This is a genomic window from Pseudomonas sp. ACN8, assembly GCF_002303925.1.
In the GTDB taxonomy this organism is placed as follows: domain Bacteria; phylum Pseudomonadota; class Gammaproteobacteria; order Pseudomonadales; family Pseudomonadaceae; genus Aquipseudomonas.
The window spans coordinates 41,347-54,592 of sequence record NZ_MRCS01000036.1; the positions used below are offsets into that span (position 1 = coordinate 41,347).

Sequence of the window (13,246 nt, forward strand, 5' to 3'; positions counted from 1 at the left end):
CTGCAAAAGCCCACCAAACCGGCGTCTGCCCATTGTCGAGCCACGGTGTAACGCGCTAAGGTTCGGCTCCCCGACGCGCTTAATTTGCTGTGCTCCGCCGCGCGGGTTCGCTGGCGGCCGGCACCCGTGACCTGACGAGTAAACGATGGCTGATTTACCGATCAACGACCTAAACGTCGCCTCCAACGAGACACTGATCACTCCCGATCAGCTCAAGCGCGATATTCCCCTGAGCGACGCCGCACTGCGCACCGTCACCAAGGGCCGCGAAGTCATTCGCAATATTCTGGATGGCACCGACCATCGCCTGTTCGTCGTCATCGGGCCCTGCTCGATCCACGACATCAAGGCTGCCCACGAATATGCCGAGCGCCTGAAGGCTCTCGCCGCCGAAGTGTCCGATACCCTGTATCTGGTCATGCGCGTGTATTTCGAGAAGCCACGTACCACCGTCGGCTGGAAAGGCTTGATCAACGACCCGTACCTGGACGACTCGTTCAAGATCCAGGACGGCTTGCACATCGGTCGCCAGTTGCTGCTGGACCTGGCCGAAAAAGGCCTGCCGACCGCCACCGAAGCCCTCGACCCGATCTCCCCGCAGTATTTGCAGGACCTGATCAGCTGGTCGGCCATCGGCGCGCGTACCACCGAATCCCAGACTCACCGTGAAATGGCGTCCGGCCTGTCCTCGGCCGTCGGCTTCAAGAACGGCACCGATGGCGGCCTGACCGTGGCGATCAACGCCCTGCAGTCGGTTTCCAGCCCGCATCGTTTCCTGGGCATCAACCAGGAAGGTGGCGTATCGATCGTGACCACCAAGGGCAATGCCTACGGCCACGTGGTGCTGCGCGGCGGCAACGGCAAGCCGAACTACGATTCGGTCAGCGTTGCGCTCTGCGAGCAGGCGCTGAACAAGGCGAAGATCAAGCCGAACATCATGGTCGATTGCAGCCACGCCAACTCCAACAAGGATCCGGCCCTGCAACCGCTGGTGATGGAGAACGTCGCCAACCAGATCCTCGAAGGCAACAAGTCGATCATCGGCCTGATGGTTGAAAGCCACCTGAACTGGGGCGCCCAGGCGATCCCGAAAGACCTCGCCGACCTGCAGTACGGCGTGTCGATCACCGACGCCTGCATCGACTGGACCGCGACCGAAAACACCTTGCGCAGTATGCATGCCAAGCTCAAGGATGTGCTGCCTAAACGCGATCGCAGCTGATCGCCTGGTTGGCGGCGCAAAAAGCGCACACAGAAAAACGCCGGGCTGAACCCGGCGTTTTTTTTATGCATTCGTTTTGTTGAAGGTCACTGACTCAGCTTGGCCGCATGCCGCTGGTGACGCTCCATGTAGCGCTCGACGTAGGAGCACGATGGAATGACGGTGTAGCCCATTTCGTCAGCGTACTCCAGCGCCTTCTCGGTCAAGGCTGCCGCAATACCGCGACCACGCAATGCGTTGGGCACGAAGGTGCGATAGATATCCAGGGTCTGTTTACCCAGATCCATATAGGTCAGATAGGCACGATGACCGTCCACATTGGTCTCGAACTGATGACCAGCCTGGTCATGGTGGATGGACAACGCCTCGCTCATCACTACTCCTCGCGGGTCTGGAATTCCGACCCCTACCTTACCGATGTTTTTCCGGCGAAGGAACATCTACGCCACCCCGTGCCTGTATGGACACCGAGAAGAGCTGCACCGATCTCGCGCTACCGGGCACGTACAAATAGTAGGCACCATTGGCAGAAATGCTCAAGGTGCGCTCGTCATCGTGCGGATTGGCGGGTGCTGCTCCGGATCACGCAGGATTGGCTCGACCGAAGATGACTCCGGGTCGATAGCCTGTACATTGCCGGATGTTGAGACTTAAGACGAGCGCCCGTTGTTTAAGTCACCTGAACATCGAGAAAGATATTGAGAGGCGCCACACAAAAGCCGAACAAAAGTGTAGACGAATCCATGTAGGCGGACTTTAGCCCCACTGAAAAACAGCGCCATGCCACAAAAACTTTTTCTCGCCAGCTCGCTCAGCCACGGGCCTTGCAGCTGGATATTTTTTAAACAATTCGGTTAAAAGTTGCTCGAAAAAGAATCAACGCCTACAATTTTTTTTGCTTCTTGCGTCACGTCAGTTTTACTTACTACAAGTAATGGGTAGTATGTACGCCGGCTATTTCCTCAATCGGAGGAGATAGCTACTTAATAGAAAGTCCTTGAAGGGGAACACGATGAACAACGTTCTGAAATTCTCTGCTCTGGCTCTGGCCGCAGTTCTGGCTACCGGTTGCAGCAGCGCATCGAAAGAAACCGAAGCACGTCTGACCGCTACTGAAGACGCAGCTGCTCGCTCCCAGGCTCGTGCAGACGAAGCTTACCGTAAAGCTGATGAAGCTCTGGCTGCTGCTCAAAAAGCACAACAGACTGCTGACGAAGCTAACGAGCGTGCTCTGCGCATGCTGGACAAAGCTAGCCGCAAGTAATAATCCTTCGGGATTGTTATCAAGCCGACCCATTTTTTGGGTCGGCTTTTTTATTGCCCGGCGTTTCTCCAGGCAATAAAAAACCCGTCGACGCAGTCCGCGCCGACGGGCTCTTTGCCCGCGCTATTGCAGCGGGTCGATCGGCATGCTGGACACCATCGGTGCAACGCCGTTGCCCGGCACGGCGATCTCAACCGGCAGGCCGTCTTCAGCGGCGACCACATCACGCACCACATCCCAGTTCATGCGCAGGTTGTTGGTGATGTCTTCACGCTTGAGCATCGCATTGATGACTGAGGTGTGCTTGTCGACCACCGACGGGTTGCCCTTGTCGTCCAGCGGCGTGTGCGCCTCCAGATAGACCTTGCCGCCACTGAGGCCAAACTTGTACGGGTCGTTGATGATCCGCACCGACGTACCGACCGGCACCATGCCCGCCATTTCCAGCACGTTGTTGTTGAACATGCGGAAGCAACCGTGGCTGGTGCGCATGCCGATACCGAACTTCTTGTTCGAACCGTGAATCAGGTAGCCCGGTGTGCCCAGGGTGAACTTGAACGGCCCCAGAGGGTTGTCAGGGCCAGCCGGCACGACGTTGGGCAGCGGATCACCGTCTGCTGCGTGCTCGGCCTTGATCGAAGCCGGAGGCGTCCAGGTAGGGTTCGGTGTCTTGGCGGTGATGCTGGTGTGGGCAATCGGCGAGCCCCAGCCTTCACGACCGATACCCAGCGGGAACGTGTACACCACGTTCTTGCCTTTCGGGTAGTAGTAGAGGCGGTACTCGGCCAGGTTGATCACGATGCCTTCACGCGGGCCCGGTGGCAGGATGAAGCGGGTCGGCAGGATGATTTCCGTGCCGACGCCTGGCAACCAGGCATCGACACCCGGGTTGGCCGCGACCATTTCCGTGTAGCCCAGATCATAGGTGGTACCAAGGTCGGCGAAGGTATCTTCGTACTTGGCCTTGATCACCTGCACCTGGCCGATGATGTCCTCACCGGGCGGTGGCAGGGGAAGCTCCAATGCTGCGACTGGACCGGCCACAAAGAGGGCGGCAAGAGTCAGGCAGCGGGTGACGGCAGGAAAGCGCGGCAACATCCGGAAAATCCTTCGCATGATCAACAGAGATATAAGAGCGCGATTGTACACCGCTGTCTGTTATTTCGGGGAGATGGCCCGATTGCAGGCAGTGCGAGGCGATTTTGCGATTGTTCTCGGTCCCACATTGGGTCCCCCGGGTTTACTCGGGACTTGTGGCCACTGAAGATCCCTGTGGGTTGGTCCGGGCGGCGTTCCGATGATGGCTATGTGTTGGGTGATGAGTGTTTTGAGGGTGTACATATCCGTTGCTGCGGTAACGGCTACTTAGGGTTCCGCCCTTACGGCGGGTCACTTTGGAAAAACCCCAAAGTAACCAAAAGGCTCTTGCCCCTGACATTCGGTGCCTCGCCCAGGCTCGGCATGCCCTCGCTCCGGTCCTGCTCCGTGGGCCCGCCGCCATCGGCCATCCATGGCCGGCGGCGGCTAACCCGGCATCCATGCCGGGTTGCCCACTGCGCAGAACCTGCGCTCGGCCTCACGATGGGGCGTGCACCGCAACAGCAACCGAGGCGGCCTACCGGCCGGCCTGTTTGCCGGGTGCGTTCGTCTGGGAGGTACCTGGTGACTGGCAGGCCGCCTTCGCGAGCAAGCCCGCTTCCACAGGGTCGAGGTACATCCGCCAGATTCAGGTCGGATGGCAGGTCGCTATCGCGAGCAGGCTCCCACAGGGTCGAGGTACATCCGCCAGACTCAGGTCTGCTGGCAGGCCGCTATCGCGAGCAGGCTCGCTCCTACAGTTGGGCTGGGGGACATCCGAAAGGAATTGGTCGGCTGGCAGGCCGCCATCGCTCCCACAGAGAGCAGAGGCAGATCGGCGTACACCCCCGCTCCTCACCACTCATCAGGCCGAGCGTTAGCTCGCCTGCAGCTCTTGATCTTGATCTTGATCTACCCGCCCCATCGGCAGGCTGAGTGGAGGTGTTCATCCGGGGATTGGCGCGCAGCGCCGTTCGACGCAGTCGAACTCATCGTATGTAGGTGCCAGCGAAGCCAACCGGAGGGCGATGCCCCCGGATGGATACCGCAGCGAAGGAACGCCGAGCCTAAGCGAGGGGCCGTACGTAAGGGGCGAGCGTTTTTTGCTTACTTTTTTAGGCGCTTGTAAAAAAGTGAGTCGCCGTAAGGGCGAAACCATAAGTCGCCGTTACCTAAATAACGGATATGTACACGGTCAACAAAAGCCAGATCGGCTCGAAGGCCGCCTCGACACGCGACGGATCAAAGCTCAAACCGCAATTCAGGCCAGATCGGCGACGTCCCCCGCTTCTGCGACTCAAGAATGGCCCGGCACAACGAACACAGCCGCTGGTCCTGAAACACCCGGCGATCAACACTCGACCAGCGAGGCGAAGCCGGCAACAGGCTGCCACACAGGGTCCGGTCCGCCGAGCCGCCCAACTCCAGTTGACGGGTCACCAGATGCACCCTCACTTCCTGGCAGGCGAACAGATCCAGCTGTTCGTCAGGCTCGATCAGTTGATAGGCAAAGAGTGACCAGGCGGGACGCGGCATCGGGGGCTCCAAATCGGGGGCGCCACCTTAGCCGAAAGCCTGCTTCTAGAAAAGTGTCATAACAGCGGTTTTAGGGTAGGCCAGACATTTTCCAGCAACTTGTCCTGGGCCCCGGCCGCCGGGTGTATGCCGTCGGCCTGCATCAAGTCCGGATGGCCGCCCACGCCGTCGAGGAAAAACGGCACCAGCGGGATTTTTTTCTCGTCGGCCAGGTTGCTATAGACCTCGGCGAACGCCTTGGTGTAACGCGCACCATAATTAGGTGGCAATTGCATACCGAGCAGCAACACCTTGGCACCGCTGGCCCGGGAGCTGTCGATCATCGAAGCAAGATTTTGTTGCAATTGAGTTGGCAGCATCCCGCGCAGGCCGTCATTGCCGCCCAACTCGAGGATCACCAGTTCCGGTTTATGCTCTGCAAGCAGCGCGGGCAGGCGCGCCTGACCTCCGGCACTGGTGTCGCCACTGATGGACGCATTGATCACTTTGTCGTCGAAACCTTCGCGCCTGAGCCGTTGCTCAAGCAGCGACACCCATCCCAGCCGGGTATCCAGCCCGAAACCGGCGCTGATACTATCGCCAACGATCAGGACTGTACCCGCCGCTGCGTTTTGGGCCATACACATCAAGGCCAGGCCAGCACTCAAAAACCACACACGCATCGGACTCTCCATGGGCGCAAGCATTCTCATCGCGAAGGACCTTAGCAAAGTGGTCCCCAGCGCGGAAGGTGAACTGACCATCCTGCACCAACTCAGCCTGGAACTGAACAAGGGCGATAGCCTGGCCATCGTCGGCGCTTCCGGCTCCGGCAAGTCCACCCTGCTGGGTCTGCTCGCCGGCCTCGACCTGCCGAGCAGCGGCGAAGTCACTCTCGCCGGGCAAGGCCTGAGCAACCTCGATGAAGACCAGCGTGCGCGCATCCGCGCCGAGCACGTGGGTTTTGTCTTTCAGTCGTTTCAACTGCTCGACAGTCTCAATGCCCTGGAAAACGTCATGCTGCCGCTGGAGCTCGATGGCCGCAAAGACGCCCGCGAACGCGCCACCCAATTGCTGCAACGGGTGGGCTTGGGCCAACGCCTGACTCACTCGCCGCGCCAGCTCTCCGGTGGCGAGCAACAACGCGTGGCGATTGCCCGCGCGTTTGCCGCCGAGCCGGATGTGCTGTTCGCCGACGAACCGACCGGCAACCTCGACAGCCATACCGGCGAGCGCATCAGCGACTTGCTGTTCGAGCTCAACCAGGAGCGCGGCACGACCCTGGTGCTGGTGACACACGATGAACGCCTGGCCCATCGCTGCCGGCGCCTGATCCGTCTTGAAGCCGGCCTGCTGGTCGCCCCTCTGGAGCCTTGATGGCACGTCTTCCGCTGTTGCGCCTGTTCAGCCTCGCCATCCGCCAATTACTGCGCGATGCTCGCGCCGGTGAATTGCGCGTGTTGTTTTTCGCCTTGCTGGTGGCCGTGGCCGCCAGCACAGCCATTGGTTATTTCGGCGCGCGCCTGAACGGCGCCATGATGCTGCGCGCCACCGAATTCCTCGGTGCCGACCTGCTGCTCGAAGGCAGTTCGCCTGCGCGCCCCGAACAGATAAGAAGCGGCACCGAACTGGGTCTGGAACACGCTCAAGTGGTGGAGTTCTCCAGCGTCATCGCCACCGACAACGGCATCCAGTTGTCCAGCATCAAGGCGGCCGACGGCACCTACCCGCTACGGGGCGAATTGAAAAGCGCGCCCTCACCCTATGCCACGGAAATAGTCGGTGGCGGACCGCAACCCGGTGAAGCCTGGGTCGAGGCACGCCTGCTGACCGCCCTGGACCTGAAGATCGGCGACAGCATCGATGTCGGCATGAAAACCCTGAAACTGGCGCGGGTGCTGACCTACGAGCCCGATCGCGCCGGCAATTTCTACAGCCTGACGCCGCGAGTGCTGATCAACCTCGACGACCTTGCGGCCACCGGCGTGGTGCAGCCCGGCAGCCGGGTCAGCTATCGCGAATTATGGCGAGGCAACGCTCAGTCCCTCGAGACCTATCGGCAACTGATCAAACCGGGGCTCGCCGCCAACCAGCGCTTGCAGGACGCCCGCGACGGCAACCGGCAGATCGGCGGCGCCCTGGGCAAGGCCGAACGTTACCTGAACATGGCCAGCCTGGTGGCGGTGTTGCTGTCCGGCGTGGCCGTGGCGCTGTCGGCAACCCGTTTCGCCACCCGTCGGTTCGATCCCAGTGCCTTGCTACGCTGCCTCGGGCTGTCGCGCCGGGAAACCATGGTGTTGTTCAGCTTGCAACTGACCGTGCTCGGGCTGCTGGCCAGCATCAGCGGCGCCCTCCTCGGCTGGCTCGCACAGCTGGGGTTGTTTGCCCTGCTGCATGACTTGTTGCCGACCGACGTGCCTCCCGGCGGGCTGTTTCCAGCCATTGCCGGGATCGGCACCGGACTGGTGGCGCTGGCCGGATTCGCCTTGCCGCCTCTGGCGGCTCTGGGCCGGGTTCCGCCATTGCGCGTGCTGCGCCGGGACATGCTGCCGATCCCCTCCAGCACCTGGATGGTCTACGGCGCAGCGCTGGGCGCCCTCGGCCTGATCATGTGGCGCCTGAGCCTGGACCTGGTGCTGACCTTTGCCCTGCTCGGCGGCGGTGTGGTTGCAGCGCTGGTGCTGGGCGGCTTGTTATTGCTGCTGTTGAAGAGCCTGCGGCGCATGCTGGCGCGTGCGTCCCTGCCCTGGCGCCTGGGACTGGGCCAATTGCTGCGTCATCCCCTCGCTGCCGCGGGCCAGTCCCTGGCGTTCGGCCTGATTCTGCTGTCGATGGCGCTGATTGCGCTGCTACGCGGCGAGTTGCTGGACACCTGGCAGAACCAGCTGCCGAAAAACGCACCGAACTACTTTGCGCTGAACATCCTGCCGGCGGACAAACAGGCCTTCACCGATCACCTGATTGCCGTGTCGGCGCAATCGGCACCGCTGTACCCGGTAGTGCCCGGGCGCCTGATCAGCATCAACGGCGAGCCGGTGCAGCAAATCGTCACCAAGGAATCGGCAGGTGATCGGGCGATCCAGCGCGACCTGAGCCTGACCTGGGCCGCGGACCTGCCGGCGGGCAACAAGCTCACAGCCGGCAATTGGTGGAACGAACAGACGCCGGACGATGTTCCAGGCGTGTCGGTAGAGGGCAAGGTCGCCGAAAGCCTGAAGATCACGCTCGGCGACCACCTGGTTTTCAGCGTTGGCGGGGTCAATCGCGAGGCGAAGGTCACCAGCCTGCGGGAGATCAACTGGGACAACTTCCAGCCGAACTTCTTCATGATCTTTCAACCCGGCACCCTCAAGGATCTGCCGGCGACCTACCTGACCAGTTTCTATCTGGCACCGGGTCACGATCAGCAGATTGTCGACCTGTCCCGCGCCTTCCCGGCGGTGACCATCCTGCAGGTCGAAGCCTTGCTGGAGCAACTGCGCAGCATCCTCGCCCAGGTGACCCTGGCGGTGGAGTACGTGTTGTTGTTCGTGCTGGCGGCGGGGATGGCGGTGCTGTTCTCCGGCCTGCAAGCGACGCTGGATGAGCGCATTCGCCAGGGCGCGTTGCTGCGTGCGCTGGGGGCGGAGCGGCAATTGCTGGTCAAGGCTCGACGTATCGAGTTCGGTTTGCTCGGCGCAGTCAGTGGCTTGCTGGCGGCGCTGGGTTCAGAAGTGGTGAGTTGGGTGCTCTACCGCTACGCCTTTGACCTGCCGTGGCATCCGCATCCATGGCTGTTGTTGCTGCCACTGCTGGGCGCCGTGCTCATTGGCGGTGCCGGGGTGTTCGGCACCCGTCGGGCATTGAACGCCAGCCCGCTGACAGTCCTGCGCGAGGGTTGATAGACTCCTGACATCCTCACCACAAGAAGCTGTCATGAGCCGTTACCGCCCTCCCCGCATCGCTGGCACCGCGCTGATCACCCCCGAAGGTGAAGCGCGGATGCGCGCCGAGTTCCATGAGCTGTGGCATGTACGTCGGCCCCAGGTTACCCAGGCTGTCAGCGAAGCCGCGGCCCAGGGTGATCGTTCGGAGAACGCCGAATACACCTACGGCAAAAAGATGCTGCGCGAAATCGACAGCCGCGTGCGTTTTCTCACCAAACGCCTGGAAGCGCTCAAGGTTGTCAGCGAAAAGCCCAGCGATCCGAACAAGGTCTATTTCGGCGCCTGGGTCACGATCGAAGACGAGGATGGCAAAGAGTCGCGCTACCGCATTGTCGGGCCCGATGAACTGGACCTCAAGCAAGGCCTGATCAGCATCGACTCGCCCCTGGCCCGCGCACTGATCGGCAAGGCACTGGACGCCGAAGTCCGGGTCCAGACACCGACCGGTGAACAGTGTGTGTACATTGTGGCGATCGACTACCCGTGAGCTTTAACGCCGGGTAATCAACCCTTGCCGGGCAACGCGGGTCAGTTGCCGGATCACTTCAGGCGCATCTTCGAGGCTGGGGGATTGAATCACTGCCAGATCGAAACTGTCGTCGGCGAAACGAGCGAGGGACTCACCGTCTTCGACAAACTGGATCAGGAAGGCAGCGGGACCGCCGGTACGACGTGGCCAGCCATCGAGATAACGCAAGAGCGTCGGCTGATGTTTGCCACCAAGCAGGATTTTTGGATTGCGCTGGGTCAGGTGTGCCGTGATCGGCGCGGGACGTACAACGGCGTTTAGTGCATTCATTGTGTCGTGTCTCTGCCTCAAAAGTCTGCATGGCAGGTGAGAGGCAACACCGAACCAGCGCTTTAGCGGTATTTCGAAGCCTGTTCCGGCTTCTATCGGCAACTGGATGAGTCACCTGGCGCCCCGCAAGTAGCTGTTTAAATCGGCGCATGAGCAACATCCTAGAGAAGCTGACTGGACAGTGTCAAGAATGACGCTCAACAAAAAAGGCCCGCGCAATGCGGGCCTTTTCGTTGAGCCAGAGCGGTCAACCAGTGATGGCGCGGTCCGCCGAGAGTTTGCCCGCACCTTCGATCAATACTGCGATACTGCCACCGAGCAACGCCAGGGCGAACTCATAACCGTTGTTGGCCATGAACAGACCGTTGCTGATATGCACCGAGAAAATCGCGACCAGCGACAGGAAGATCAGGCCCAGCGCGGCCGGGCGAACCAGCAAGCCGATGATCAGGGCCAGGCCGGCGAAGAATTCGGTGCCGCCCGCCAGTGCCGCCATCAGGTAACCCGGCGCCAGTCCGATGCTTTCCATGTACTGCCCGGTTCCAGCCAGACCATAGCCGCCGAATGCCCCGAAGAGTTTCTGCGAGCCGTGAGCGGCGAAAATAATGCCGACCACGATGCGCAGAACAGTCAGGCCGTAACCAGCGCGGGTAGACAGTACCTTGTTGATCAGAGTGCTCATGCTGTTTCATTCCTTGTAAGTGTGTGTTGGTTGGCCGCCATATTAATCAGTTAATTACATGTTAAAAGCGCAAAAAACCCACCATTACAATCAGATTAGTTGATCATTTGCGTGAAGCAACCTTTGGCTCCTGGGGCTCCAACGACTCCCGCTCTCGGTCGAACGCCAAGTAATACTTGTTCACGCTATTAACATAGCTGACAGGCCCCATCCCCACTTGCTCCATGGCAATGCGCTCGACCTGGAAGAACCACTGGTTGGGGTTCAAGCCTCTGCGCCGGGCTTCGGCGCGCATGCCTTGCACCCGCTCCGGCCCGATGTTGTAGGCCGCCAGCACGAAGGCCATGCGTTCGCGCTCGTTAAGCTTCGGACTGGCAAAGAATTTACGCCGGATCATCGCCAGGTACTTGGCCCCGGCCTGCACATTGCCATCAAGCTCCTGAATATTGTTGACCCCCACACGCTGTGCCGCAGAAGGCGTGATCTGCATCAAACCGGTGGGGCCACCGCCACTGCGGGCGGCGGGTTGCAGGGCTGACTCCTTGAAGGCCAGCGCCGCCAGGTTCAGCCAGTCCATGCCCTGGGCATCGGCGTGTTTCTGCAGCACCGGGCGAAGTTTTTCCAGACGCTGCCGGTCTGCCTTGGCCAATGGATAGTGCACTTGATAGAGGCGACGATAGATCCGCAGGAACGCGGCGTCCTGATCCGATGGCTTTTTGTAGACGGTAAGAAAGCGATCGATGCTGGCCCGCAGCATCGAGGCATCACGGCGCACGAACCAGAACTCTTCTCCCGGCTCGCTGATGAGTACTTGCTTGTCGAAACGCAGCTTGGGCAGGATCTTGCCCCAGCGTTCGGCGATCGGCTGCTCGACGATGGTCAGATGGAAGATCCCGCCCTGCACCATCTCCAGTACGTCCTCGACGGCAAGGCTCGGATCGACCCATTCGACTGTGACCGGTGGCAGTTTGTGCAGGGCGAGCTTTTGATTGATCTGGCTGACGGCATCCCCGGCGGCGCTGCCGGCGGGTAACGCCAGGGTCTTGCCGGAAAGCTGTTCAAGTTTGGTGTAGCGGCGTTCGCCCTTGATGCCCACCAGCACTAACGGAATGTTGCTGGCAATCGGCTCGCTGGTGCTGACGGCGAAACCCGGTTGCAGATCGAGCAACTCGCCTGGCGCCACCAGATCGCCCTCCCCGCGCTGCAATGCGCCGAGCAGTTGATCCTTGGCCCTGGGAATGATCTTGAGGGTGATTTCCTGGCCGTCCCGGGCATGGCCGTTGAGGTATTGCTCGAATGCTCTCAGGCGATGGTATTCGACCCCGATCGCCTGCCCCTGGACTTCGCCGGAACTGTTGCGGCTCTGGTTGACCAACACCCGCAGCACGCGACTGCTGCGAATTTCATCAAGGTCGCGCACCTTGCCGGCCGGTACAGCTTGCAGCGGCCCGGGCAGACGCGCGACCGCCGACATCGGCAGTAGCAGCGAACAACACAGCAGTAGCAAAACCGAGGGACGAATCATCCACTCTCCGGAAAGAATATGAGGCCCGCTGCAATGACGAAAACCATCAAGCGCGGCGACAAAAACAGAGCGCCCAAGGCGCTGGCAAAGTGCGAAAGACTGGCACAATGATGGCAAAACTACCAACCCAGCCTGGCCCGCGGCTCAAGAGACAGCGTTAACCCGTTGTAGTTCTTGGCTTTTCTTATAAATCCACGGCTCTGATATGCTTTCCGGCCTTTGGGCCGAGGTAGCACCATGCAACTCATCGATATCGGCGTCAACCTGACCAACGCCAGTTTTGCCGACAAACACCAGGCCGTACTCGATCGCGCCTACGCGGCCGGCGTGTGCCAGCTGGTGCTGACCGGTACCAGTGTCGAGGGCAGTGAACAGGCCCTCGAGCTGTGCCAACAACTGGATGAAAGCGCCCAGCGCCTGTTCGCCACTGCCGGTATTCACCCTCACTGCGCCAGCGACTGGAACGCCGACAGCGCCCGACGTTTGCGCAGTTTGCTCAACGAGCCGAATGTAGTGGCCGTGGGTGAATGCGGGCTGGATTTCAACCGTGATTTCTCGCCACGCCCGCAGCAGGAGAAAGTCCTGGAAGAACATCTGGCCATGGCCGTCGAATTGCAAATGCCGGTGTTTCTGCACGAACGCGACGCCAGTCAGCGGTTGCTGGAAATCCTGCGCGACTTTCGCGACCGACTGCCGGCCGCGGTGGTGCACTGCTTCACCGGAGAGCAGAAGGCGCTGTTCAGCTATCTCGACCTCGATCTGCACATCGGCATTACCGGCTGGATCTGCGACGAGCGCCGGGGCACGCATTTGCATCCGCTGGTCAAGGAGATCAAGCGCGGGCGCCTGATGCTCGAAAGCGATGCACCGTATCTGCTGCCGCGCAGCCTGCGCCCCAAGCCGAAAAACGGGCGAAACGAGCCGGCGTACCTGACCGAAGTACTGCGCGAAGTGGCGCTGCATCGCGGGGAAAGCCAGGAAGATCTGGCGGCGCACACCACCGCGTGCGCGCGGGCGTTCTACGGCTTGCCATCAATCCCCCGGTAACCACAAATCCCCTGTGTGCGAGCCTGCTCGCGAAGGCGTCGTGTCTGCCAGCATAAAGTTGAATGACAGACCGCTTTCGCGAGCAGGCTCGCTCCCACACTGAATGCTGCGGGCCTGTTGATCTGCATCAAGAATCAGCCACCTGAGTAGCGGCACAATGCTGGCACCTTGCCAAAACTGTTTCCGCTA

The 13,246-nt window shown here is 60.8% G+C and carries 13 protein-coding genes; 6 read left to right on the plus strand and 7 right to left on the minus strand.

Annotation, left to right across the window (positions count from 1 at the left end; translation table 11 throughout):
* The first annotated feature begins 145 nt into the window (after positions 1-145).
* Positions 146-1,222 (plus strand): 3-deoxy-7-phosphoheptulonate synthase, encoded by a 1,077-nt coding sequence (locus BSF44_RS19880; RefSeq protein WP_015094024.1) that lies wholly within the window; start codon positions 146-148, stop codon positions 1,220-1,222.
* A gap of 86 nt (positions 1,223-1,308) precedes the next feature.
* Here the strand turns inward: BSF44_RS19880 and BSF44_RS19885 are convergent, their stop codons facing one another.
* Positions 1,309-1,596, minus strand: coding sequence for a GNAT family N-acetyltransferase (locus BSF44_RS19885; RefSeq protein WP_007973562.1), 288 nt, complete (start codon positions 1,594-1,596; stop codon positions 1,309-1,311).
* Positions 1,597-2,234: 638 nt separating this feature from the next.
* On the opposite strand from BSF44_RS19885, the gene oprI reads away from it, so the two are divergent.
* On the plus strand, positions 2,235-2,486 hold the full coding sequence (oprI, locus tag BSF44_RS19890; protein ID WP_003199355.1) for an outer membrane lipoprotei OprI: 252 nt from the start codon (positions 2,235-2,237) through the stop codon (positions 2,484-2,486).
* A 123-nt stretch (positions 2,487-2,609) separates the two neighbouring features.
* Here oprI and BSF44_RS19895 read toward each other — a convergent pair whose 3' ends face one another.
* From BSF44_RS19895 to BSF44_RS19910, 3 genes are all read right to left on the minus strand, one after another.
* Positions 2,610-3,584, minus strand: coding sequence for a L,D-transpeptidase family protein (locus tag BSF44_RS19895; RefSeq protein WP_095944957.1), 975 nt, complete (start codon positions 3,582-3,584; stop codon positions 2,610-2,612).
* 1,221 nt (positions 3,585-4,805) lie between these two features.
* A complete protein-coding gene (locus BSF44_RS19905; RefSeq protein WP_007991769.1) occupies positions 4,806-5,099 on the minus strand; it encodes a hypothetical protein in 294 nt (97 codons plus the stop codon).
* 56 nt (positions 5,100-5,155) lie between these two features.
* Complete coding sequence (locus BSF44_RS19910) at positions 5,156-5,761, minus strand: arylesterase (protein ID WP_008049055.1); 606 nt, start codon at positions 5,759-5,761, stop codon at positions 5,156-5,158.
* Positions 5,762-5,771: 10 nt separating this feature from the next.
* Here BSF44_RS19910 and BSF44_RS19915 point away from each other — a divergent pair, with 10 nt between their 5' ends.
* The 3 genes from BSF44_RS19915 to greB are packed head-to-tail and all read left to right on the plus strand — an operon-like array spanning position 5,772 to position 9,491.
* Positions 5,772-6,455 carry an ABC transporter ATP-binding protein gene (locus BSF44_RS19915; RefSeq protein ID WP_046043370.1) on the plus strand — a complete coding sequence of 228 codons (684 nt, stop codon included), beginning with the start codon at positions 5,772-5,774 and terminating at the stop codon, positions 6,453-6,455.
* Entirely contained in the window at positions 6,455-8,959 is a 2,505-nt protein-coding gene (locus BSF44_RS19920; RefSeq protein ID WP_095944958.1) for an ABC transporter permease, read from the plus strand. Before BSF44_RS19915 ends, BSF44_RS19920 begins: the two co-directional genes overlap by 1 nt.
* A 34-nt stretch (positions 8,960-8,993) precedes the next feature.
* Complete coding sequence (greB, locus tag BSF44_RS19925) at positions 8,994-9,491, plus strand: transcription elongation factor GreB (protein WP_095944959.1); 498 nt, start codon at positions 8,994-8,996, stop codon at positions 9,489-9,491.
* Positions 9,492-9,494: 3 nt separating this feature from the next.
* On the opposite strand, the gene BSF44_RS19930 is transcribed toward greB, so the two are convergent.
* The 3 genes from BSF44_RS19930 to BSF44_RS19940 all read right to left on the minus strand — a co-directional run bounded on the left by BSF44_RS19930 (position 9,495) and on the right by BSF44_RS19940 (position 12,010).
* The gene (locus BSF44_RS19930) at positions 9,495-9,803 is read right to left on the minus strand and encodes a hypothetical protein (RefSeq protein ID WP_046043367.1); all 309 of its coding nucleotides are present in this window, start codon (positions 9,801-9,803) and stop codon (positions 9,495-9,497) included.
* Positions 9,804-10,050: 247 nt separating this feature from the next.
* The gene (locus BSF44_RS19935) at positions 10,051-10,485 is read right to left on the minus strand and encodes a DoxX family protein (RefSeq protein ID WP_095944960.1); all 435 of its coding nucleotides are present in this window, start codon (positions 10,483-10,485) and stop codon (positions 10,051-10,053) included.
* Between the two features lie 103 nt (positions 10,486-10,588).
* The gene (locus BSF44_RS19940; protein WP_095944961.1) at positions 10,589-12,010 is read right to left on the minus strand and encodes a transglycosylase SLT domain-containing protein; all 1,422 of its coding nucleotides are present in this window, start codon (positions 12,008-12,010) and stop codon (positions 10,589-10,591) included.
* A 237-nt stretch (positions 12,011-12,247) separates the two neighbouring features.
* Between BSF44_RS19940 and BSF44_RS19945 the strand changes: the two genes are divergently transcribed.
* On the plus strand, positions 12,248-13,057 hold the full coding sequence (locus BSF44_RS19945; RefSeq protein ID WP_095944962.1) for a TatD family hydrolase: 810 nt from the start codon (positions 12,248-12,250) through the stop codon (positions 13,055-13,057).
* Positions 13,058-13,246: the final 189 nt, after the last annotated feature.